The sequence below is a fragment of the Mycolicibacterium chengduense genome, from assembly GCF_033741155.1.
Taxonomy (GTDB): domain Bacteria; phylum Actinomycetota; class Actinomycetes; order Mycobacteriales; family Mycobacteriaceae; genus Mycobacterium.
Genome location: NZ_JAWQNH010000007.1, coordinates 300,891 through 322,562, shown reverse-complemented (window position 1 = coordinate 322,562; position 21,672 = coordinate 300,891). Strand labels below are relative to the sequence as shown.

General features: G+C 66.4%; 20 protein-coding genes and 1 tRNA gene. 3 read left to right on the top strand and 18 right to left on the bottom strand.

Annotated elements, in window-relative coordinates; all coding sequences use genetic code 11:
* Positions 1 to 21: 21 nt before the first annotated feature.
* The 10 genes from SBI67_RS25880 to rpmE form a co-directional block, all read right to left on the bottom strand.
* On the bottom strand, positions 22 to 1,350 hold the full coding sequence (locus SBI67_RS25880) for a F0F1 ATP synthase subunit B/delta (RefSeq protein ID WP_318983320.1): 1,329 nt from the start codon (positions 1,348 to 1,350) through the stop codon (positions 22 to 24).
* The gene (locus tag SBI67_RS25875; protein WP_266049317.1) at positions 1,351 to 1,887 is read right to left on the bottom strand and encodes a F0F1 ATP synthase subunit B; all 537 of its coding nucleotides are present in this window, start codon (positions 1,885 to 1,887) and stop codon (positions 1,351 to 1,353) included.
* A gap of 12 nt (positions 1,888 to 1,899) precedes the next feature.
* A complete protein-coding gene (locus SBI67_RS25870) occupies positions 1,900 to 2,157 on the bottom strand; it encodes a F0F1 ATP synthase subunit C (protein WP_036395845.1) in 258 nt (85 codons plus the stop codon).
* 61 nt (positions 2,158 to 2,218) lie between these two features.
* Positions 2,219 to 3,013 carry a F0F1 ATP synthase subunit A gene (gene atpB, locus SBI67_RS25865; protein WP_318983319.1) on the bottom strand — a complete coding sequence of 265 codons (795 nt, stop codon included), beginning with the start codon at positions 3,011 to 3,013 and terminating at the stop codon, positions 2,219 to 2,221.
* A gap of 10 nt (positions 3,014 to 3,023) precedes the next feature.
* Positions 3,024 to 3,488 (bottom strand): ATP synthase subunit I, encoded by a 465-nt coding sequence (locus tag SBI67_RS25860; protein ID WP_266049319.1) that lies wholly within the window; start codon positions 3,486 to 3,488, stop codon positions 3,024 to 3,026.
* Positions 3,489 to 3,791: 303 nt separating this feature from the next.
* Positions 3,792 to 4,940, bottom strand: a complete 1,149-nt coding sequence (locus SBI67_RS25855) for a glycosyltransferase family 4 protein (protein ID WP_318983345.1) — start codon at positions 4,938 to 4,940, stop codon at positions 3,792 to 3,794.
* Positions 4,941 to 5,007: 67 nt separating this feature from the next.
* Positions 5,008 to 5,658 carry an L-threonylcarbamoyladenylate synthase gene (locus tag SBI67_RS25850; protein ID WP_318983318.1) on the bottom strand — a complete coding sequence of 217 codons (651 nt, stop codon included), beginning with the start codon at positions 5,656 to 5,658 and terminating at the stop codon, positions 5,008 to 5,010.
* A 13-nt stretch (positions 5,659 to 5,671) separates the two neighbouring features.
* Positions 5,672 to 6,547: a peptide chain release factor N(5)-glutamine methyltransferase gene (gene prmC, locus SBI67_RS25845; RefSeq protein WP_318983317.1), complete on the bottom strand. Its 876-nt coding sequence runs from the start codon at positions 6,545 to 6,547 to the stop codon at positions 5,672 to 5,674.
* Positions 6,544 to 7,611: a peptide chain release factor 1 gene (gene prfA / locus SBI67_RS25840; protein WP_318983316.1), complete on the bottom strand. Its 1,068-nt coding sequence runs from the start codon at positions 7,609 to 7,611 to the stop codon at positions 6,544 to 6,546. The genes prmC and prfA overlap by 4 nt, the downstream gene beginning before the upstream one ends.
* 84 nt (positions 7,612 to 7,695) lie before the next feature.
* A complete protein-coding gene (gene rpmE, locus SBI67_RS25835) occupies positions 7,696 to 7,926 on the bottom strand; it encodes a 50S ribosomal protein L31 (protein WP_266049323.1) in 231 nt (76 codons plus the stop codon).
* Positions 7,927 to 8,173: 247 nt separating this feature from the next.
* On the opposite strand from rpmE, the gene SBI67_RS25830 reads away from it, so the two are divergent.
* Complete coding sequence (locus tag SBI67_RS25830; protein ID WP_318983315.1) at positions 8,174 to 8,344, top strand: hypothetical protein; 171 nt, start codon at positions 8,174 to 8,176, stop codon at positions 8,342 to 8,344.
* Here SBI67_RS25830 and fadD1 read toward each other — a convergent pair.
* A complete protein-coding gene (gene fadD1, locus SBI67_RS25825; RefSeq protein ID WP_318983314.1) occupies positions 8,335 to 9,906 on the bottom strand; it encodes a fatty-acid--CoA ligase FadD1 in 1,572 nt (523 codons plus the stop codon). The genes SBI67_RS25830 and fadD1 overlap by 10 nt on opposite strands.
* A 133-nt stretch (positions 9,907 to 10,039) precedes the next feature.
* Here fadD1 and SBI67_RS25820 point away from each other — a divergent pair, with 133 nt between their 5' ends.
* Positions 10,040 to 10,666: a TetR/AcrR family transcriptional regulator gene (locus tag SBI67_RS25820; protein ID WP_318983313.1), complete on the top strand. Its 627-nt coding sequence runs from the start codon at positions 10,040 to 10,042 to the stop codon at positions 10,664 to 10,666.
* Between the two features lie 39 nt (positions 10,667 to 10,705).
* Here the strand turns inward: SBI67_RS25820 and rho are convergent, their stop codons facing one another.
* The 6 genes from rho to argS all read right to left on the bottom strand — a co-directional run bounded on the left by rho (position 10,706) and on the right by argS (position 19,385).
* A complete protein-coding gene (rho, locus tag SBI67_RS25815) occupies positions 10,706 to 12,679 on the bottom strand; it encodes a transcription termination factor Rho (RefSeq protein ID WP_413232567.1) in 1,974 nt (657 codons plus the stop codon).
* A gap of 305 nt (positions 12,680 to 12,984) precedes the next feature.
* Positions 12,985 to 13,932: a homoserine kinase gene (gene thrB / locus SBI67_RS25810; protein ID WP_318983312.1), complete on the bottom strand. Its 948-nt coding sequence runs from the start codon at positions 13,930 to 13,932 to the stop codon at positions 12,985 to 12,987.
* A gap of 17 nt (positions 13,933 to 13,949) precedes the next feature.
* Positions 13,950 to 15,020 (bottom strand): threonine synthase, encoded by a 1,071-nt coding sequence (gene thrC, locus SBI67_RS25805; RefSeq protein ID WP_318983311.1) that lies wholly within the window; start codon positions 15,018 to 15,020, stop codon positions 13,950 to 13,952.
* The gene (locus tag SBI67_RS25800) at positions 15,020 to 16,345 is read right to left on the bottom strand and encodes a homoserine dehydrogenase (RefSeq protein WP_318983310.1); all 1,326 of its coding nucleotides are present in this window, start codon (positions 16,343 to 16,345) and stop codon (positions 15,020 to 15,022) included. The genes thrC and SBI67_RS25800 overlap by 1 nt, the downstream gene beginning before the upstream one ends.
* A complete protein-coding gene (lysA, locus tag SBI67_RS25795) occupies positions 16,342 to 17,739 on the bottom strand; it encodes a diaminopimelate decarboxylase (RefSeq protein WP_318983309.1) in 1,398 nt (465 codons plus the stop codon). The genes SBI67_RS25800 and lysA overlap by 4 nt, the downstream gene beginning before the upstream one ends.
* Positions 17,736 to 19,385 (bottom strand): arginine--tRNA ligase, encoded by a 1,650-nt coding sequence (gene argS, locus SBI67_RS25790; protein WP_318983308.1) that lies wholly within the window; start codon positions 19,383 to 19,385, stop codon positions 17,736 to 17,738. The genes lysA and argS overlap by 4 nt, the downstream gene beginning before the upstream one ends.
* 124 nt (positions 19,386 to 19,509) lie before the next feature.
* Between argS and SBI67_RS25785 the strand changes: the two genes are divergently transcribed.
* Positions 19,510 to 19,585 (top strand) — tRNA-Arg (locus tag SBI67_RS25785).
* Between the two features lie 108 nt (positions 19,586 to 19,693).
* Here SBI67_RS25785 and SBI67_RS25780 read toward each other — a convergent pair.
* Positions 19,694 to 21,613, bottom strand: coding sequence for a hypothetical protein (locus SBI67_RS25780; RefSeq protein ID WP_318983307.1), 1,920 nt, complete (start codon positions 21,611 to 21,613; stop codon positions 19,694 to 19,696).
* Positions 21,614 to 21,672 lie beyond the last annotated feature (59 nt).

Genomic DNA, 21,672 nt, shown 5'->3' with positions numbered 1-21,672 from the left:
CGTGGGGTGCGTTGGCGCTCGTCAGTCCGGCAGGCCGGTTTCGGCGGCCGCCAGTCGTGATGCGATGGAGCCGTCGATCACCTCGTCGCCGACGGCGATCGTCAGACCGCCGAGCACGCTCGGGTCGACGTGCAGCTGGATGGCCACCGGGTGGCCGTAGATGCGGGTGAGCACCTCGGTCAGCCGTGCGTGCTGGGCCGCGGTCAGCTCGGCGGCGGCCGTCACGTGCGCGACGATCTCGCCGCGACGGGCGACGGCAAGCTCGGCCAGGTCGAGGACGGCCTCGTCGGCACGCTCACCGCGCAGCAGTCCGACGGTCTGCGCGAGCAGCGCCTTGGCCGTCTCGTTGGCTCCGGGAAGCACCTTGTCCAACAGGGCGATCCGACCCTCGGCCGGGGTGGTGTAGTCGCTGAGCAGGGCGCTCAGGCGCGGCTGCGAGTCCAGGACGCGGCCGAACCGGAACAACTGGTCCTCGACGTCGTCGACCTCACCGGCCACCTGGGCCCGCTGCAGCAGCGCCAACCGCGCGGTGTACTCGATGCCGTTCACCAGGTCGGCCTCGGCGGACCAGCGCTGCGACACGGCAGTGCGGACCAGCCTGAGGGCCGGCTCGCCGATCTTGCCGCTCAGCAACCGCTCGACCAGGCGGACCTTCGGCTCGCTGGTCTCGGTCGGCTCGGCCAGATGCTTGGTGAGCGGGTTCTGGGCGACCAGCAGCCGGGCCACCGATGCCAGATCGGCGGCCAGTGTGGTCAGGCCGTCGGCATCCAGACCCGCTGCCACGTTGTCGAACTCATCGGTCAGCGTCCCGACGGCCGCCCGGCTCGCCGCCCGCAGGCTGGCCGTTGCCGCGGTGTCGATCACCGCGGTGGACGGCGCCATGGCACTGAGGTCGGCCAGGAAGCGGTCCACGGTGGACGCCTGCGCCGCCGGATCGGCGACGTGGGCGCGCACCAGCTCGGCAGCCTTCTGCACGGCTTCGTCACCGAGCCCGTGCCGCAGCTGGCGGACCAGCTGCTGACGAGCCAACTGGACCTGCTGTGCACCCTGGGCCTTGATGCGCTCGGCGTCGACACCGGCTTGCTCGGTGAGCGACGCGGTGATCCGCACGGAGTCCTGGCGGGCCTCCTCGGTGACCTTGGAGGACTCCGCGCGGGCATCGGCCAGCGCCTTGGCGTGCATGGCGTCGGCGTCGGCAAGCTTGCGCGCTGCCTCCGCACTCTCGGCCAGAGCGGTGCGAACGGCTTCCTGCTGCTTGGCCATGAGCGTCTTCACCGGCGGCACCACGTAGCGCCACAGGATGTAGGCGATCACGGCGAAGCCGATCAGCTGTCCGATGAAAATCGACATCTACTTGTTCCGTCCCGAATTCACGTCGACGCCGAGGATGCGGCTGGCGAGGGTGGCCGACAGTGCGTCGACCGAGGAGGCGAGCTGCCCCTGGGTAGCCGAACCTTGCTGGGCCAGTTCGTCATTGGCCCGGCGGACGGTCTCTGCTACCTCACCGCTGGCCTCGGCCCGCTTGGCGTCCACGACCTGTCGGCCTGCCGTCCTTGCCTCATCGCGGATCGCGGAGGCTTCGGTACGGGCGTTGGCCATCGCCTGGTCGTATTCGGCTTGCGCGGCCGCAACCTGCTCGGCCGACTTACGGCTGTCCGCGGCCGTCTTGGCCAGCATGGCTTCCCGCTCGGCGAGGACCTTGCTGACCGGCGGCACAACCCATTTCCAGATCACGCCCAGCACGATCAGGAAGATGATCAGCACGGCGAAGAAGGTGCCGTTGGGGAGCAGGAAGTTGTTGCCCCCGCCGCCGCCTTCTTCCGCTGCCTGGCTGGTCGCCAGGATGTTGATGCCGTCCGTCAGGACGGTCGTATCGAGTGCACCCATGCTTGCGGATTACTAGCCCGAGTACGCCGGGGTGGCGAAGACGAACAGCGCCATGAAGGCCAGGTTGATGAAGTACGCGGCTTCGACCAGACCGACGGTGATGAAGAACGGGGTGAACAGCCGGCCCTGGGCCTCGGGCTGCCGGGCGATGCCGGAGATCAGTGCGTTACCGGCGATACCGTCACCGATACCGGCGCCGATCGCGCCGCCACCCATGATCAGGCCGCCGCCGATCAGCGCACCCGCCGTGATGAGGGCGTTTGCATCCATTCCTATTTCCTCCTTGATAGCTGGTGGCGGTGCCACCAGGACTTCTGGTCGTACGGGTTACTTAGTGGTGAGCGTTCTCGTCATCGTGGTCCAGCTCCATCGACTGGCTGAAGTACAGGATCGTCAGCAGCGCGAAGATGAAGGCCTGGATCAGACCGACGAAGAGGTCGAAGGTTTTCCAGATGGCGTTGGGCGCCCACTGGATGTACCAGGGGAACATCGCGATCAATGCCACCAGGATGCCGCCGGCGAAGATATTGCCGAAGAGTCGCAGTGCCAGCGAGATCGGCTTGGCCAGTTCCTCGACGATGTTGATCGGCGCCAGGATGCTGACGTGGCCCTTGAGCACCTTGATCGGGTGGCCGATCAGGCCGCGGCGCCAGAAGCCGGCGGCGTGGTAGCAGATGAACACGAACAGCGCGAGCGCCAACACGAAGTTGATATCGGAGGCCGGCGGCTTGTACCACTCGGCGGCGGCACCGTCCGGCCCGCCGTACTGCAGCGGCAGCACGGCCAACCAGTTCGACACCAGGATGAAGGCAAACAGCGCAATGGACAGCGGCAGCACGAACGGGGCGATCTTCATACCGATCGAGCCCTCGATCTGCTGGCGCATCTGGATGGTCAGCGCCTCCCAGAACAGCTGCACGCCACCGGGCACGTCGGTCGAGGTGACCTTGGCCTTCAGGAAGAAGGCCAGCCCGATGATGATGACGGCCGTGATGGCCGTCGCGAGGATGGTGTCGCCGTTGAACGTCATGCCCAGCCACTCGAACACCATGGTGTGGTGCCCGACGTGGATGGCGGCGCCACCGCCTCCTTCGGCGCCCTCTGCGGCGAGAACGATCTCAGTCATCTGTGTCTGCTCAATCCTTCGGTTCCGTGCCAGGAGTGCCGGCGGTGGCTTGCACGTCGAGCCCGTCTTTACGGATCTTCTTCAGCACCGGAAGGCTGGTGGACAGCACCAGCAGTGCCTGGAAGATGGCCAAGCCGAACAGGACGGCAATTCCGCCATGTGCCTTGAAGACGATTGCGATTGCCAGTGCGACGGCGGTGATCACCAGCAGCCGCGTCGCGGAGTTTATGGCCATTTTCTTCTTGAGTGGGTGCTCCTCTGCCGTGATCGACTCGACGGCGCGGCGCACCAACAGCGCGTTGAGCAAACCCAGACCGAGACCGACCCCGAAGAAGACGCCGAAGAAGATGTGGCCGGTGAAGCCGGCGGCCAGAATGGCGAGAGCCGTGAGCACGGCGCAGACGACGAACAGGCGCAACGGGCGGAAAGCCACGGAGGGGAACACCAACGGCGCATCGTGCGCTGGCGTCGTCACCTGGTTCACCTCAATCCCGCGTCGTCGAGGGCGTTACTCATCGGTACTGCAAAAATCCTGTGCGTGCCCGCCGAGCGTATCGGAGGGCAACGGGCGCGCTGGAATCACCCAAGGGGTAGCTCCCTGTTTGGTCGGTCGTGTATCGGCGCCGAGCGGTCTTGCGACCGATGGGCCGGGCCGGCAACCCGTGAGGTTTTTCGGGTTATGCGCAGAACCGTACCACAAGGTAGGAGGCCCAAAAACAGGCCTACTACTTTTCGTCGTAAGTCCGTCGCCAGGCGGCCGTCCGGACCCGCCGAGTGGTCAGTCTGCCGACTGCGCGCGACGCCGGAGCAGCGGTATCAGCGTGACGATTCCGGCGACCACGATCGCCGCGAGCATGACCACGCCGGTGTAGCGGGGATCGAAGAACGTCGTGCTGGCCGCACCGAACGCGACGATGCCCACCCATAGGTAGATCAGCAAAACCACCCGACGATGCGAGTGACCGATCTGCAGCAAACGGTGGTGCAGGTGCATCTTGTCGGGGCTGAACGGGCTCAAGCCTTTCCGGGTCCTGCGCACGATCGCCAACAGGGTGTCCAACGCCGGGACGAACATCACCGCGACCACCAACAGGAAGGGCGACAACAGGGCGAACACATCCCGCGCCCCGTAGGCGTTCTGCGAGATCGGTCCCGCCGCGGTGGTCGAGGCGGCGGCCAGCATCAACCCGATCAGCATCGAACCGGAGTCACCCATGAAGATCTTGGCGCGGTGGAAGTTGTGCGGCAGGAAGCCCAGACAGGCGCCGGCCAACACCACCGAGATCATCGCCGGCGGGTAGAAGAGCACATCGCCACCGTGATCGCGCAGCAGTCCGATGGAGAAGATGCAGATGGCCAACGCGGTGATCAGTCCCAGCCCGGCGGCCAGCCCGTCGAGACCGTCGATGAAGTTCATCGCGTTGACGATCGACACCGTCAGGGCGAGCGTCAGCAGGATCGAGGTGACCTGGTCGAGCACCAGCGTGCCCACCCCGCCGATGGGGATGTAGAGCACGCTCCATGCCACGCCCATCGTCACCAGCACGCTCGCGGCGGTGATCTGGCCGGCGAACTTGGTCAAGGCGTCCAAGCCCCACCGATCGTCGATCAGCCCGACGAACATGATGAGTCCGCCCGCCACGACGACGGCGGGCATCCCCGTCGAGTAGACGAAACCCCGGTTGAGTGCTGGCAGCTGGGAGGCCAGCAGGATCGCGAAGGCCACCCCGACGTACATGGCCAGCCCGCCCATCCGCGGGGTCGGTTGCAGGTGAACATCGCGCTCGCGGGGGTAGGCGACCGCGCCGACGCGGGTGGCCAGCACGCGGCACCAGCCGGTGGCGAAGTAGGTGATGATCGCAGCCGTCAGACCGACCAACGCGAGTTCGCGCAGGGGGACGCCGGCGCCACGGTCGGACAGCGCCATAAGACGCACCGCTTCGCTCACCACGCGGAAAACCGTACGCGACGATCCTGAGCGCGGGGTCTGGGCGTCAGCTGAGTGTTTCGGCCTCGACGCCGAGCACCGCGGCGATCTCGTCGATACCGACCGGACCTTCGCGCAGCACGCGTGGGCTGGCACCGGTGAGATCGACGATCGTCGAGGCCGCCCCCATCGGGGACGGACCGGCGTCGAGATACACCTCCACCCGCTCCCCCAGCTGGGTGCGGGCGTCCTGGGCGGTGACCGCGGCCGGGCTGCCGGAGATGTTGGCGCTGGACACCGCCATCGGGCCGACCTCGCGCAGCAGCTCGATGGCCACCGGGTGTAGCGGCATCCGCAACATCACGGTCCCCGCCGAGTTGCCCAGATCCCACTGCAGCGACGGCGCATGGCGCACGACCAGGCTCAGCGCGCCGGGCCAGAACGCCTGGATGAGTTCGCGTGCCGCCGGCGGCACGGCGTAGACCAACCCGTCGATCGTGTGCCAGGACCCGACGAGCACCCCGACCGGCATGTCCCGTCCACGGCCTTTGGCGGCCAGCAGCGCGCTCACCGCGCTGTTGTCGAAGGCGTCGGCGCCGATCCCGTACACCGTGTCGGTGGGCAGCACGACCAACCGGCCACCTTTGGCGGCGCTGACCGCCGAGGCCAGCCCGGCCGCCCGTTGATCGGGGTCGGCGCAATCGAACAACTCGGACATACCCGACAGCCTCTCACTCGATCCTGGTAGCGGTCACGAAGCGGGGCCGCCCGGTCAGATCACGGCGGGCGGTGATATCGGTGAACGCGGCCGCCCCCGCGAACAGGTCGACGGTCGCCGCGGCGGTGGTGTCGTCGTGTTCGACACCGATCCGTCCGCCGGGCCGCAGCAGTCGGGCCGCGGCGGCGACGATCGGCCCGATGACCGACATCCCGTCGGCTCCGCCGAACAACGCATGGGCCGGATCATGTTCGGCCACTTCGGGATCGAGTTCGGCACCGAGTGGGATGTAAGGCGGGTTGCTGACGATCAGGTCGACGGTGCCGTTCAGTTCGGTCAACAGGTCCGAGGCGGTGACATCGGCCTGCAGCACCTGCACCGACGTGGCACGGCAGTTCGTTTCGGCATAGCGCAGCGCCTCGGCGGAATCCTCGACGGCGATGACGCGAGCCGTGGGCCGATGGTGCGCCAAGGCTGCGGCCAGAGCCCCCGAGCCGGTGCACAGGTCGACGATCAGCGCATCGGCGGGCAGCGGCTGGTTCTGGGCCCATTCCAGCAGCGCCTCGGTCTCCGGCCGCGGAATGAACACCCCGGGTCCGACCTGCAGCACCAGCGGCCCGAACGCGGCGTTTCCGACGATGTGCTGCAACGGGATTCGTTGCGCGCGGCGCGCGACGAGCGCGCCATAGCGATCGACGAAGGCGGCATCGGGTTCGAACACAGCCAGCCGGCCGCGCTCCACGCCCGCGGCGTGCGCGGCCAGCAGTTCGGCGTCGACACGCGCCGAGTGGACACCGGCGGCGGACAACTCGGCGGTCGCATCGGCGATGGCCTGGCGCAGCCCGGTATCGATGCGCGATCCGCCTCCGGCTTCTCGCTGACCGGTCATGCCTGCTGCAGCCGCGCCTGTTTGTCAGCGGCGGCCAGCGCGTCGAGCAGGTCGTCCATATCGCCGTCGAGCACCTGATCGAGGTTGTGTGCCTTGAAGTTGATGCGGTGGTCGGCGATCCGGTTCTCGGGGAAGTTGTACGTCCTGATCCGTTCGCTGCGGTCGACGGTGCGGATCTGGCTGGCCCGGTCCGCCGACGCCTCGGCCGACGCCTGCTCTTCGGCCAGGGCCTGCAACCGGGCGGCGAGCACCACCATCGCGCGGGCCTTGTTCTGCAGCTGGGACCGCTCGTTCTGGCAGGTCACCACGATGCCGGTGGGCAGGTGGGTGATCCGCACGGCCGAGTCGGTGGTGTTCACGCCCTGGCCGCCCTTGCCGGATGACCGGTACACGTCGATGCGCAGGTCGGATTCGTCGATCTGCACCTGCTCGACGTCCTCGGGCTCCGGGTAGACGAGCACGCCGGCGGCCGAGGTGTGCACCCGGCCTTGGGATTCGGTGACCGGTACCCGCTGTACGCGGTGCACCCCGCCTTCGAACTTCATCCGCGACCACACGCCGTCGGCCGAATCACCCTTGCTGGCAATGGTGATGGTGGCGTCCTTGTAGCCGCCGAGATCCGACCAGGTTTCGTCGAGCACCGTGACGGTCCAGCCATGCCGCTCGGCGTAGCGGATGTACATCCGCGCGAGGTCGGCGGCGAACAGGGCCGATTCCTCGCCACCCTCACCGGACTTCACCTCGAGCACGACATCGTCGGCGTCGTGCGGGTCGCGTGGAGCGAGCAGGTCGACCAGCCGGGCGTCGAGTTCGGCAACCTGGGCTTCGAGATCGGGCACTTCGGCGGCGAACGCGTCGTCCTCGCCGGCCAGTTCACGGGCGGCTTCCAGATCGCCGCGCGCGGCCTCCAGCTTGCGGTAGGTCGACACGATCGGCGACAGCTGCGCGAATCGGCGGCCCACCCGCTTGGCGGCGACGGGGTCGGCGTGCAGCGCCGGATCGGAGAGCTGGCGTTCGAGGTCGGCATGCTCGGTCAGCAATGCCTCGATCGGTGATGCGGTCATGAGTGACCTCCCTCTGAACGGACCCGGAACGCAGTTCGGCGCCCGGCCTGTCGCATGCGACAGGAACGGGCGCCGAAGGGACAGCTAGTTGTCGGCAGCAGCCTTCGTGGTGCGCTTGCCGTACCGCTTCTCGAAGCGGGCCACGCGGCCGCCGCTGTCGAGGATCTTCTGCTTGCCGGTGTAGAAGGGGTGGCACTGCGAGCAGACCTCGACCACGATGTGGCCGCTGTCCTTGGTGCTGCGCGTGGTGAAGGTGTTACCGCAGCCGCAGACCACGTTGGTCTCGACGTAGGTGGGGTGGATACCCGATTTCATGGTTTTCCTCTGCAATCGTTGGTCGCCGGGTCGTCCGCCCCTGACCTGGGGATGTACGGACGTGAACCGGAACCGAGGGTCAGCGGTCCATTATGCCAGGTCAACCGCCAACCGCGAAAACGTCCTCGGACGGGTCGGTATTCCCCCGCTGTACGGGTGTCAGCGGTGTGGCGTCGGGGTAGCCGAAGAGAAGCCCTAGAGAGAAGCCCATCGTCCGTCTCGACAGCGAATGCGAGAGGAGAGCCCGATGGATGTGATGAAGAGGATGAGCCAGGGTGCGGTGGCCGCCGGGATTGCGATCGCGGCGCTCGGTGCCGGTGCTTCCGCGGCGTGCCCGCCTCCCCCGCCACCGCCGGTGGACCAACTGCCTCCGCCGCCCCCGCCAGGACCGACGTTGCCGTCGGTCACCTACGGCTGATCGGTGTAGCCGGTGCCGTCCCGGCGCCAGATGACCCGGGCGGCCGGGTCTGCACCCATCGCGACGAGTTCCCGCTTGAGAATCTTGTTGGTGGCGGTGCTGGGCAGGTCGTCGGCCAGCCACACATACCGCGGCCAGGCCTTCGGTGAGAGGTCGCGCTGGGCGGCGAGGAACGCGGTGAACTGTTCGGTAGTCAGCTGCGCGCCGTCATTGAGCACGATGGCGGCCATCACCTGGTCGCCGACGAACTCGTCGGGCACCGGGTAGACGGCCACCCGGTTGATCGCGGGCAGGCGCAACAGGATTCGTTCGATGGGGGCGCTGGTGAGGTTCTCCCCGTCCACCCGCATCCAGTCCGCGGTGCGTCCGGCCAGGTAGATCCAGCCCTCGGCGTCCCGGTAGGCCAGGTCACCGGACCAGTAGATCCCGCCGCGCATCCGCTCCTGGGTGGCGGAGGTGTCGTTGTAGTAGCCGCGGAACAGGCCGCTGCCTGCGGTGTTGACCAACTCCCCGGTGGCTTCGTCGGCGTTGAGCAGTGCACCGGTGTCGTCGAACCGGGCGATCGCACATTCGCGTCCGGTGTCCGGGTCGAAGATCGCCACGCCGGGGAAACCCTTGCCGATCGAGCCGGGCGGGCAGTCCTCGGTGCGGGTGATGATCACGGCGGTCTCGGTGGAGCCGAACCCGTCCCACACCGTGCAGCCGAATCGCCGGCCGAACGCGTCGATATCGCGGTCGGCGGCTTCGTTGCCGAAGGCCACCCGCAGCGGATTGTCGGCGTCGTCGGGGCACTCGGGGGTGGCCAAGATGTAGGCCAGCGGCTTGCCGACGTAGTTCATGTACGTCGCGCCGTAGTGGCGAATGTCGGTCAGGAAGCCGGACGCGGAGAACGCCGCCGGCGCCATGGCGGCCCCGGCGCCCAGGGCCACGCTCCACCCGGCGTAGACGGCGTTGGAGTGGAACAACGGCATGGCCAGGTAGCAGGTGTCATCGGCGCCCAGTTCGTAGCGCTGCACCAGCGCGCTGCCGGCGAACAGCACCGTCGAATGCGGCACCTGGACCGCTTTGGGCTCACCGCTGGTGCCGGAGGTGAAGATCATCATGAAGGTGTCGTCGCCGGTGGCCTCGGTGTGGGGGGTCAGCTCCGGCGCGTCGGCGAGCAGTCGTGTCCACTCCGGATCGGCGGTGTCGAACACCGTGACGCCGGGCAGGTCGACGCCGCCGAGCAGGGGCCGGTGTGCGGCGTCGGTGAGCAGGAACTGGGCGTCCACCTTCGCGATATCGCGGGCGAGTGCCGGGCCGCGGCGGGTGGTGTTGATGCCACACAGCACGTACCCACCGAGGGCCGCCGCGGCCAGCGCGGTGAGCATGTCGGGGTTGTTTCCCATGAGCACGCCGACATGGAGCGGCCGGGCCGGATCGGCCAGGCCGATGAGCGTCGCCGCCTGCCGCGCGGCGTCGGCGATATGGGCTCGCCACGTCCAGGTGCGGTCGCCGTATTTGATCGCGACGGTGTCCTGGTCAGCGCGTTCGCGCAGCAACTGCTGGAGTGTGTCGGCCACCGCTGACTCCCTGAACGCCGGTGAACAGTATCAAGAAAGTGTCTACCACGGCGGTGGCCGTGCACCACAGAGACGACACCGTTGGCACAATCAGTGGCGCACACCCCGCACGTCGACCAGGAAGCCGGCCGCCTTGACCAGCACGTCCAGTACCACCGCCCCCCGCAGCGTTCGCGATCGGCTGATCGACGCCGCCGAAGTGTGTCTGCGCGCCAAGGGCATCCGGGCCACTACGGTGTCCGAGGTCGCCGAGGCCGCCGGGGTATCGCGCGGTTGGCTGTACCGGCATTTCCCGGACAAGGTGACGCTGCTGGGGGCGGCGATCGTCCGGCTCAACGAGGTGTACTGGTCAGAGGCGCACGCGATGCTCGAGCAGATCGACAGCCTGGACCGTCAGATCGCGGCGGGTATCCGGCACGGTCACACCGCCTACGAGGATCCCGGCGCGATCCTGATGAAGCTGCGCATGGACGAACCCGAGGAGTTCGCCGCGTGCGCGGGCGCCGGCGTGCAGGGGCTGGTCCCCGACCTGGCCGCCTTCTGGACCCGATATCTGGTCCACGCCAAGGAGACCGGCGAGATTCACGCCGGTGTCGACGTGCCCGAGGCCGCGGAATGGGTGGCGCGGGCGCTGCTGTCGCTGGCCACCATGCCCGGCCAGTACCTGGATCCCGGAGATTACGACGCGGTGCTGGCGCACGTGCGCCGCTACGTCATGCCAGGCCTGACGAACGACCCGACAACGAGTTCGGCGCGCTGACCCGCGGTCACCGCGGGTCAGCGCGCCGAAATCACTCGGTCAGTCGTCGCCGTTGCTGCCCGGCGCGGTCTTGGAGACCTGGACCAGGAACTCGTAGTTGGTCTTGGTCTTGCGCAACTGGCTCATCAGCAGGTCGATGGCCTGATGGCTGTCCAGTCCGGAGAGCACCCGACGCAGCTTGTGCACGATCGCGAACTCGTCGGGACCCAGCAGCAGCTCGTCCTTACGGGTGCCGGACGGGTTGACGTCGACGGCCGGGAACACCCGGCGCTCGGCGATCTTGCGATCCAGCTTGAGCTCGGCGTTACCGGTGCCCTTGAACTCTTCGAAGATCACGGTGTCACCGGTGGACCCGGTCTCGACCATCGCGGTGGCGATGATGGTCAGCGAACCGCCGTGCTCGATATTGCGCGCGGCGCCGAGGAAGCGCTTGGGCGGGTACAGCGCGGTCGAGTCGACACCACCGGACAGGATGCGGCCCGACGCCGGGGAGGCGTTGTTGTAGGCGCGGCCAAGGCGGGTGATCGAGTCGAGCAGCACCACCACGTCCTTACCCTGTTCCACCAGGCGCTTGGCGCGCTCGATGGCCAGCTCGGCGGCCTGGGTGTGATCTGACGGCGGCCGGTCGAAGGTCGAGGCGATGACCTCACCCTTGACCGAGCGCTGCATATCGGTGACCTCTTCGGGGCGCTCGTCGACGAGTACGACCATGAGGTGGCATTCCGGGTTGTTGCGGGTGATCGCGTTGGCGATGTCCTGCATGATCGTGGTCTTACCGGCCTTGGGCGGCGACACGATCAGCGCACGCTGACCCTTACCGATCGGCATGATCAGGTCGATGACGCGGGTGGTCAGCTTTTCCGGAGCCGTCTCCAGACGCAGCCGCTGGTTCGGGTACAGCGGGGTGAGCTTGCCGAACTCCGGTCGGTTCTTGGCCGCGTCGACCGGTCCGCCGTTGACGGTGTCCAGGCGGACCAGTGGGTTGAACTTCTGCCGCGGGTTGTTGCCGCCGGTGTCGCCGTCGCGCGGAACCCGCACGGCGCCGGTCACCGCGTCGCCGCGGCGCAGTCCGTTCTTGCGGACCATGTTCATCGAGACGTAGACGTCGTTCGGTCCGGCCAGGTAGCCCGAGGTGCGCACGAAGGCGTAGTTGTCCAGGACATCCAGGATGCCGGCGACCGGCTGCACGACATCGTCCTCGCGCAATTCGGTCTCGTTACCGCCGCCGCCTTCACCGCCACCGGTGCGTTCGCCGCGTCGCCGGCGATCCCGGAACCGGCGACCGCGACGGCCCTGACGACTGTCGTCATCGTCGCCACCGCTGTTGTCGCGGTTGTTGTTGTCGCGGTTGTTGTTGTCGCGGTTGTTGTTCTCGCGGTTGTTGTTATTGCTGTTGTTACGGTTCTGCTGGCCGCCGTGCTGCTGGTCACCGCTGGTATCACCGGCGTTGTCCGGCTTCTCCTGCTTGTCCTGGCCACCGGATTTGGCCTCTTCGCGCGGCTTGTTGTCCTTGGTGTCCCTGGCGGGAGCGTCCTGCTTGGCCTCGCCCTTCGCTTCAGCTTTCGCCTCGGGCTGGTTGTCGGCCTGGGAGGCGGCGCCGTCCTGAGCAGCTTCCTCGGTCGCGCCCGACGGCGCTCCGGTGCCGCGAGAGGCACTGCGGCGCTCACGCCGAGGCCGTTCGGCCTGCGCGGGCGCATCGCCCGCCGTGGTGGGCGCTGAGGCCGCTGAGATCTCTGCGGCCTTCGACTGGGCGGCAGGCGCGTCGCCGCCGCCAGCCTGGGCGCGTGCTTCCTTGATGGCAGAGATCAGTTCGCTCTTGCGCATTCCGGACGTGCCCTTGACACCGACCTCTCCGGCCAGTGCGCGCAGGTCCGGAAGCAGCATCGACGTGAGCGAGCCGCCACGGCCACCGCGAGTGGCGCCCGTGGTGGGCGCATTGGTGGTTTCCACGACTGCGGGCTGCGCGACGCTCACGTCGCTGTCGCTCGTCGTGAAGAGGTCCGTATCAGTCACGGATTTCCTTTCTGTCCTCGCAGTCCATCCGACGCGAGGGGTCCCCGAAGGTCATGTGCAGTCAGCCGAATAGCCGATTGCGTTGTCTTCCACAGCGTCGCCGGTGCCAGTGCAACGGTGATCGCCGGGATTCGCCGTCATGCGGAGAACCGTCAGCCCAAGAGTGAAGCACGAGAAGATGAGGTAGTCGTCCTAGTGTCGGCGCAGGTAGAGACGCTGCGATTGCTGGACGACTGCGAGAATAACTCGCATTACTGCGGGAAGCAAGGAACACCATGTTTCGCGTGTTAGTCCAGGGCAGGGTCTCAGGCGGTACCCGACGACCAGCGGACGCCCGCACCCACCGACATCTCGGTGACGGCAAATCCGTTCGCGGCGCCGATCTCCAGCGCCTCCGCCGGCAGGTCCACTCCGTTGGTCAGAGCTATCACCGCTGGTCCGGCGCCTGACAGCACCGCTGCGATGTTCAAACGCCGTAACGCGGCGAGGTATTCCGCCGATGCCGGCATCGCCGGCGCGCGCTGCGGTTGATGCAGCCGGTCCTCGGTGGCCTGCAGGAGCAGATCCGGCCGTTTCGTGAGCGCCACCACAAGCATCGCCGCGCGGCTCAGGTTGAAGCGGGCATCGGTGTGCGCGACGTGCTCGGGTAGCAGCACCCTGGTCTCGGCGGTCGACGACCGGTTCTGCGGAATCGCCGGGAAGAACCGAATATCGGGATGCAGGTCCAACTGCACGGCGTCGTAGCGGGCCGGACCGGCATCCGCCCCGCCGTCGGTCACGGTCCATGACACCACTGCCCCGCCCAGTACCGCGGCCGCGGCATTGTCGGGATGACCCTCGAACTCCGACGACAACTGGACCAATTGATCGCGATCCAACTCCGCCGAGTCAACTTGCGCCGCAAGGCCGTTGACCACCGCAAGGCCTCCGACAACGGCCGCGGCCGACGACCCGAGACCACGGGAATGCGGAATGACGTTGCGGGACTTGACCTTCAATCCCCTGGCCTGCAGACCGGCAGCTGCCAGGCCGCGTTTGATGGCCTGCACCACCAGATGCGTCTCGTCGAGCGGCACCTGGCCGGCACCCTGCCCTTCGACATCGATGGTGAGCCCGGATTCGGTTGTCTCGACCACGATTTCGTCGTACATGCCGAGCGCAAGGCCCAGGCTGTCGAAGCCGGGGCCGAGGTTGGCGCTGGAGGCGGCCACGGTGGCCGAAGCCGTCAACCCGGCCGGGAGGATGTGGGTCACGTGAGATTGTCCGCTCGTCAGCCCAGGCCGAGCTTCTCGACAACAGCGATCGGGTCGACGGGCACCGGGGTGACCGGCGGCATGCCCTTGAGCGCGGTGTCGGGGTCCTTGAGGCCGTTGCCGGTGACCGTGCACACCACGGTGGAACCGCGCTTGACCCAGCCGTCCTCGATCGCCTTGAGCAGCCCGGCGATGCTGGCGGCCGACGCCGGCTCGACGAAGACACCCTCGGCCCGGGCCACCAGGTGATACGCCGCCAGGATCTCCTCGTCGGTGGCCGCCAGGAAGCGGCCGTTGGACTGCTGTTGGGCTTCCACGGCCGAATGCCACGATGCGGGCGAGCCGATCCGGATGGCGGTGGCGATCGTCTCGGGGTGGCTGACCGGCTGGCCGGTCACCAGCGGTGCGGCACCAGCCGCTTGGGTGCCCAGCATCCGTGGCAGCCGGTCGCTCACACCGTCGCGGTGGTATTCGGTGTAGCCGCGCCAGTAGGCGGTGATGTTGCCGGCATTGCCGACGGGCAGGGAGTGCACGTCGGGTGCGGTGCCCAGCGCGTCGACGATTTCGAAGGCGGCGGTCTTCTGCCCCTCGATGCGCACCGGGTTCACCGAGTTGACCAGGGCGATGGTCGGGAAGTCCGCGGTCAGCTTGCGGGCCAGTTCCAGGCAGTCGTCGAAGTTGCCGTCGACCTGAATGATCTTGGCGCCGTGCATGACTGCCTGGGCCAGCTTGCCCATGGCGATCTTGCCCTGCGGGACCAGCACCGCGCAGGTGATGCCGGCGCGCGCCGCGTAGGCGGCCGCTGACGCGGAGGTGTTACCCGTCGACGCGCACAACACCGCCTGCTGGCCGCGGGCCAACGCATCGCTGACGGCCATGGTCATGCCGCGGTCCTTGAAGGAACCGGTCGGGTTCAGGCCTTCGACCTTCAGGTGCACGGTGCAGCCGGTCTGCTCGGACAGCCGCTTGGCGTGGATCAGCGGGGTGCCGCCCTCGAGCAGAGTGACCGGCGTCCAGTCGTCGGTGACCGGCAGCCGGTCCCGGTAGGCCGCGATCAGGCCGGGCCACGGGGTATGCACGGGTGACATTATTCTGCGGTTCCTTCCAGGCGCAGCACGCTGTTGATGCTCTCGACGGCCTCGTGGTCGGCAAGGGCCGCAACGGTTTCCGACAAGGCGGCGTCGGTGGCCTTGTGCGTGACCACGACGATGCGGGCACCGGCACGCTGCCCCTCTTCGTCGACGGTGCCCTCCTGGCGCACCTCGGCGATGCTGACCTCACGCTTGCCGAATTCCGCGGCCACCGAGGACAGCACACCAGGCTTGTCGGCGACGTTCATGCTGACGTAGTAGCGGGTCGGGATGAAGCCGATGGGCGCGATGGGCAGCTGCGCGTATTTCGATTCGCGCGGGCCGCGCCCGCCCTGAACCCGGTTGCGGGCGGCCATCACGACATCACCCATCACCGCCGACGCGGTGGGCGCACCGCCGGCACCCTGGCCGTAGAACATCAACCGGCCGGCTGCTTCGGCCTCGACCACCACGGCGTTGAATGCGCCGTTGACGGTGGCCAGCGGGTGCTCCAGCGGAACCAGCGCAGGATAAACCCGAGCCGAAACCCGCTGTTGACCTTCGTCATTGGTGAGCCGCTCACAGATGGCCAGCAGTTTGATATTGCAGCCGAGCGCCTTGGCCGACTCGAAGTCGGCGGCGCTGACCGTGGTGATGCCCTCGCGGTACACGTCGTCGGCGGTCACCCGGGTGTGGAAGGCGATGGAGGCGAGGATGGCGGCCTTGGCGGCGGCGTCGTAGCCCTCGACGTCGGCGGTCGGGTCGGCCTCGGCGTAGCCCAGGGCGCTGGCGTCGGCCAGTGCGCTGGCGTAGTCGGCGCCGGTGTCGTTCATCGCGGACAGGATGTAGTTGGTGGTGCCGTTGACGATGCCGGCCACCCGGCACACCGTGTCACCGGCCAGCGACTGGGTCAGCGGGCGGATCACCGGGATGGCGCCGGCCACCGCTGCCTCGAAATACAGGTCGACGCGGGCCTTTTCGGCGGCTTGGGCAAGTTCACCGGTGGACTGCGCCATCAGCGCCTTGTTCGCGGTAACCACGGACTTGCCGGTCTCCAGCGCCTTCAGGATGGCCTTGCGCGCCGGTTTCACCGGGCCCATCAGCTCCACCACGATGTCGACGTCGTCGCGGGAAACCAGGGCGTCGATGTCGTCTGTGAGCAGTTCGACGGGTACGCCGCGATCGGCCGAGACCTTTCGGACCCCGACGCCGCGCAGCTCCAGCGGCGCACCGATACGGGCGGCCAGGTCGGCGGCGCTGTCGTTGATGATGCGCACCACCTCGGTGCCCACGTTGCCCAATCCCAGCACCGCTACGCCGATGGGCTTGTCTTTCTTGCTCATTGGCCGCTCACCTCCAAACTCAGTAGGTCATCGACGTTTTCTCGTCGCAGAATCAGACGGGCCTTGCCATCCCGGACGGCGACCACGGCGGGTCGCGTCAGCAGGTTGTACCGGCTCGACATCGAATAGCAGTAGGCGCCGGTGGCGGCGACTGCCAGTAGGTCACCGGGGCCCATATCGTCGGACACCCAGGTATCGCGCACGACGATATCGCCGCTTTCGCAATGCTTTCCGACGATCCGAGCCAGGACAGCCGGGGCATCGCTGACCCGAGACACCAGGCGCGCGTCGTATTCGGCGTCATACAGCGCCGGGCGAATGTTGTCACTCATGCCGCCGTCCACGCTGACGTAGCGCCGCTGCGCGGTGGCGCTGATCGCCACGTCCTTGACGGTGCCGACCTCGTAGAGGGTGATGGTGCCCGGGCCGGCGATGGCGCGCCCCGGCTCCACCACGAGCTTGGGCGTGGGCAGGCCGACTGCTGCCGACTCGTTGCGCACGATGGCCTTGAGCTTGTCGGCCAGCTCCTGCATCGGCGGCGGATCGTCGGCCGGGACGTACGAAATGCCCAGTCCCCCACCGAGGTCGATGATCGAGATCTGGGCGGTCTTGTCGACGCCGAATTCGGCCACCACGTCGCGCAGCAGGCCGATGACCCGGCGGGCGGCCACCTCGAAACCGGCGACGTCGAAGATCTGTGAACCGACGTGACAGTGCAGGCCGACCAGGCGCAGGTTGTCGGTGGCGAAGACCTTTCGCACCGCGTCCATCGCGGCGCCGCTGGCCAGGGACAACCCGAACTTCTGGTCCTCGTGGGCGGTGGAGATGAACTCGTGGGTGTGCGCCTCCACGCCGGGGGTCACCCGCACCAGCACGTCCTGGACGATGCCGGCTGCCCCGGCGATGGCGTCCAGGCGTTCGATCTCGATTTCAGAGTCCAGGACGATGTGCCCGACACCGGCCTTCACCGCAGCGGTGAGCTCGTCGACCGATTTGTTGTTGCCATGCACGGTGATCCGCTCGGGCGGGAAGTCGGCATGCAAGGCCACGGCCAGTTCGCCGCCGGTGGCCACGTCCAGCGACAGCCCCTCGGCATTGACCCAGCGGGCGATCTCGGCACACAAGAAGGCCTTGGACGCGTAGTGCACGTACTGGCCGCCACCGAACGCCGCGGCGATATCGCGGCAGCGCCCCCGGAAATCGTCCTCGTCGATGACGAACAACGGGGTGCCGAACTGCGCCGCCAGCTCGGTGACACTCACCCCGGCGATCGACACCACCCCATCGGAAGCGCGAACCAGGTTGCGCGGCCACACATTCGGAGCCAGGAGCAGGATCTCGTCGGGTGTCTGCGGCTGGGCCGGCACCGCGGCGGCCGTGGCTTGTGCGCTCACATCCGCTCCGGTGCGCTGACCCCGAGGATGGCCAGACCGTTGGCGATCACCTGGCGGGTGGCTTCACACAGCGCCAGCCGGGCCGTGTTGATATCGGTCGCGTCCTCGTCGCCCTGCGGCAGTACCCGGCAGGAGTCGTAGAACCGGTGGTAGTCACCGGCCAGGTCCTCCAGGTAGCGGCACACCCGGTGCGGTTCACGCAAGTCGGCGGCGGTCTTGAGCACCCGCCCGAACTCCCCGATGCTGCGCATCAGCGTGGCCTCGCGGTCGTGGCTGAGCAGCTCCAGGTGTGCGGTGTCGGCGCTCAGGCCCAGTTCGGCGGCGTTGCGGGCCAGCGCCGAGAGCCGGGCATGCGCGTATTGCACGTAGTAGACCGGGTTTTCGTTGGACGCGCTCGCCCACAGCCCCAGGTCGATGTCGATGGGGCTGTTCACCGAGGACCGGATCAGCACGTACCGGGCGGCGTCCACCCCGATGGCCTCGACCAGGTCGTCGAGGGTGATGACGGTGCCGGCGCGCTTGCTCATCCGGACCGGCTGGCCGTCGCGGACCAGGTTGACCATCTGGCCGATCAGCACCTCGACGGTGTCCGGGTCGTCGCCCAGCGCCGCGGCGGCGGCCTTGAGCCGGGCGATGTAGCCGTGGTGGTCGGCGCCCAGCATGTAGATGCACAGGTCGAATCCGCGCTGCCGCTTGTCCAGGTAGTAGGCCAGGTCACCGGCAACATAGGCCGGGTTGCCGTCGCTCTTGATGACGACACGGTCCTTGTCATCGCCGAATTCGGTGGTGCGCAACCAGGTTGCGCCATCCTTTTCGTAGATGGCGCCGTTGTCGCGCAGTTTGGCGATGGCCTGATCGACCCGGCCCGAGGTGTGCATCGAGTCTTCGTGGGTGTAGACGTCGAAGTCGGTACCGAATTCGTGCAGGGACTTCTTGATGTGGGTGAACATCAGGTCCACGCCGATGGCGCGGAAGGTCTCCTGCTGCTCGTCGGCGGGCAGGCTCATGGCGTCGGGCGCCTTGGCCAGCACCGCGGCGGCGATGTCGTTGATGTAGGTGCCGGCGTAGCCGTCCTCCGGCGCGGGCTCGCCCTTGGCGGCGGCCACCAGCGAGCGGGCGAACCGGTCGATCTGCGCGCCGTGGTCGTTGAAGTAGTACTCCCGGGTGACGTCGGCACCCTGGGTGGTCAGCAGCCGGCCCAGCGCGTCGCCGACGGCGGCCCAGCGCGTGCCACCGATGTGGATGGGCCCGGTGGGGTTCGCCGAGACGAACTCCAGGTTGATCTTGAGCGCCAGGTCGGTGGAATGCCCGTACTTGGCGCCGGCGCTCAGCACATTGGTGACCACGACGCCCTGGGCGCTCGTCTCGATGCGCAGGTTCACGAAGCCGGGTCCGGCCACCTCGGCGGCGGCGATACCATCGGCGGCGGTCAGCGCCTCGGCCAGCCAGCCGGCCAGCTCGCGCGGGTTGGCGCCGACCTTCTTACCCAGCTGAAGTGCGATGTTGGTGGCGTAATCGCCGTGTTCAGGGTTGCGCGGGCGCTCGACGGTCACCGTCTCGGGCAGCGCGGCGGTGTCCAGGCCGTGTTCGGCCAGGACCGCGGCGGCGGTGGTCTTGAGCAGGGCAGCCAGGTCGGCGGGTGTCACAGGGGTCCATCCTATGGTCTGGGGTGGTCAGCGCCCGAATCCATTCCGGTTCACGGGTCCCGTTCCCCATGCGCTATTCTTGCTCCGCTAGTCTGACAAAGCCCTAACGGCGCGAGTTTCACGCGCCCCCGTAGCTCAGGGGATAGAGCGTCTGCCTCCGGAGCAGAAGGCCGCAGGTTCGAATCCTGCCGGGGGCACCACACCAAAACCCGCCTCTCACCAGCGGATACGGGCTGATTTGGCCGACCTCCCCGGCAGCGCTCAACGATGATCCAACCATCAGCGTCTTCGCTGGTGGCTCAGAATCGTTAGCTGCCAGGCGGTACGTCGGATTCGCGATCGGCGCCTCCGAGTTCATCACCGTCGTTCATCGACAGGTCGCGCGGAGATCCAAGGCTGCGATTAAGCGTGAGTTGTCCCCGCGTCGCAAATCCAAATTCCTGTTTCCTCCGCCTTAGACGGGATCGTGGAATACGCACCGTTGTGGCGATAAAAAACAGAACCGTCACTATTACTACGATTGCGTAAATCGCTACCGTTGCCCTATCGGCAGTGCCGAAAAGTTCAAGTACCGCACTTCCCAAAGAATCGAGAGGGCTCAAATTATGCGCCTTGCGCAGGAATTCATCGATGCGAGGTAGCAGCAGCACAACGACGATTGACACTCCGATTACAGATATAGCCAGCGATCGTCGAGACTGCTTTCGGGTGAATCGAGTATTGACAACACTTTCCAAGACTTTTACCCGATCATTCAGCCTGCTGTAAAGAGCTGGAGTTCTGAGTTTCTCCGCCAGCGCTTCGACTATCACCGGTGCGTTAATGTCTACCAGCAAATTTCTACCGTATTCCGGCAGGCCGGTCGCAAGTTGTTCTTGCGCCGCGAACAAGAATTTATCCTGCACTCGGGTATGGATTGTGCGGTTGTCTATTGCTTGCAACTGCCTATGCTGGACAATTGCAGACTCAATAGGTTCAATCATGTACAAATCTTTAATGTAGTCGATTTTGCTTGAGTCCCAAGAGGTGTGGATTGCATGACCCGCAGATAGCCACAGTTCTTCGTTAGAATTAAGCAGATGATTCTTGAGTAGATCTTCCGCCACGTCGTCTTGAAGCGGCATCCCTCCCCTGGCTCGTACCATTAGCTGCGAGAGTTCATCCGCATGAAGACCCTTGACCTCTTCACTATGACATTTGCAGGTTGGCGGCCCCAAGAACAGCGTGGAATTGCAGCGCCATTCCGAGAAGATTTTTCGACCCGCCGTCTCCTGGATCGCGGTCAGGTATGCATTGAACACCGTCTCCGGCGACATCTTGGCTACACTCTGCCGAGGAACCTTCGCGACGATCCAATCCATATCACTATGCGTTTGTTGCCACATGTGCAAACCATACTCATTCAATGAAACGGGCCGCTCTGGCTTACCAAAAATGGGCAAAGATATCTCGATTCCGTCGAGCGGCCTTGACCCCGCCAATAAATAGTCATTCGCTTCAAGGACACCAAACTCTTTAGCCACCGGCATCGCAAAAGTCAGCATGCAGATTCCTGAGCGGTGCGCCATTAGGGATACCTCTATCGGTTCGTCATCATGGCTTCTATCCCAATAATAGGCGCGATTCATCTCTATGCGAATAAATGGCTGCGCGGGTTCAAAATATCCAGGTAGATAGAACTGCTGTTCAAGCCTGAGACGTATAGCGCCAAGGAGGTGATCATTGAGGAGCATATTCGCATATCCTTCAACCACTTCTCCTATTTGGTCTTGAGCCTCGGTAGACCAACTAGGTACGTCGGCTACGTTTTCGTCACTCTCCCGTCGAACGCCTTTCACCCGCTGCCCGTAGATTGCGTATGCAAGGAAGTACCTCATCATCACAAAGCGAGCGCCCCAAAGAACTCGCAGCGCAAGTCGGCGGTTGTACTTGAATAACTGTCTCCAGGAGAATTCGGACGAGTGCAACACTTTTAAGAACTCGACGAGCGCGAACGCCTCTTGCTGGCGGCGATCAAGCTCCACGCCTCTTTGCGGAATCCGGAGGTCGTCTCGCGATGGCGATCCTGCCACCGCGGCCATGTTCCTCCGCAGCATCTTGTCCGCAAAGTCGACAATGTCGAGCCCTGGACCTAGATCAAACGAAAAAGAGTAGAAAACACCTCGACCGCTCATCCGCAACGGGTGGTCAGCCCTCGGTTGTGGTGTTGCCTCGTCGTTCCCACCCATGCCCGAGATCGTAGGCATCCGCTGCCGTGACGAGTGGGAGACACACTAGCGTCACGGAA

Bases quoted from the DNA above. Each gene is read 5' to 3' on its own strand.
- SBI67_RS25830 (WP_318983315.1), top strand. From the start codon at position 8,174: ATGGATGTGATGAAGAGGATGAGCCAGGGTGCGGTGGCCGCCGGGATT.
- prfA (WP_318983316.1), bottom strand. From the start codon at position 7,611: ATGACCGCATCACCGATCGAGGCATTGCTGACCGAGCATGCCGACCTC.
- SBI67_RS25855 (WP_318983345.1), bottom strand. From the start codon at position 4,940: ATGGCGCTGTCCGACCGTGGCGCCGGCGTCCCCCTGCGCGAACTCGCG.
- atpB (WP_318983319.1), bottom strand. From the start codon at position 3,013: ATGACTGAGATCGTTCTCGCCGCAGAGGGCGCCGAAGGAGGCGGTGGC.
- prmC (WP_318983317.1), bottom strand. From the start codon at position 6,547: ATGACCGGTCAGCGAGAAGCCGGAGGCGGATCGCGCATCGATACCGGG.
- SBI67_RS25880 (WP_318983320.1), bottom strand. From the start codon at position 1,350: ATGTCGATTTTCATCGGACAGCTGATCGGCTTCGCCGTGATCGCCTAC.
- SBI67_RS25850 (WP_318983318.1), bottom strand. From the start codon at position 5,658: ATGTCCGAGTTGTTCGATTGCGCCGACCCCGATCAACGGGCGGCCGGG.
- SBI67_RS25780 (WP_318983307.1), bottom strand. From the start codon at position 21,613: ATGGGTGGGAACGACGAGGCAACACCACAACCGAGGGCTGACCACCCG.
- SBI67_RS25875 (WP_266049317.1), bottom strand. From the start codon at position 1,887: ATGGGTGCACTCGATACGACCGTCCTGACGGACGGCATCAACATCCTG.
- thrC (WP_318983311.1), bottom strand. From the start codon at position 15,020: ATGTCACCCGTGCATACCCCGTGGCCCGGCCTGATCGCGGCCTACCGG.
- SBI67_RS25870 (WP_036395845.1), bottom strand. From the start codon at position 2,157: ATGGATGCAAACGCCCTCATCACGGCGGGTGCGCTGATCGGCGGCGGC.
- rpmE (WP_266049323.1), bottom strand. From the start codon at position 7,926: ATGAAATCGGGTATCCACCCCACCTACGTCGAGACCAACGTGGTCTGC.
- SBI67_RS25800 (WP_318983310.1), bottom strand. From the start codon at position 16,345: ATGAGCAAGAAAGACAAGCCCATCGGCGTAGCGGTGCTGGGATTGGGC.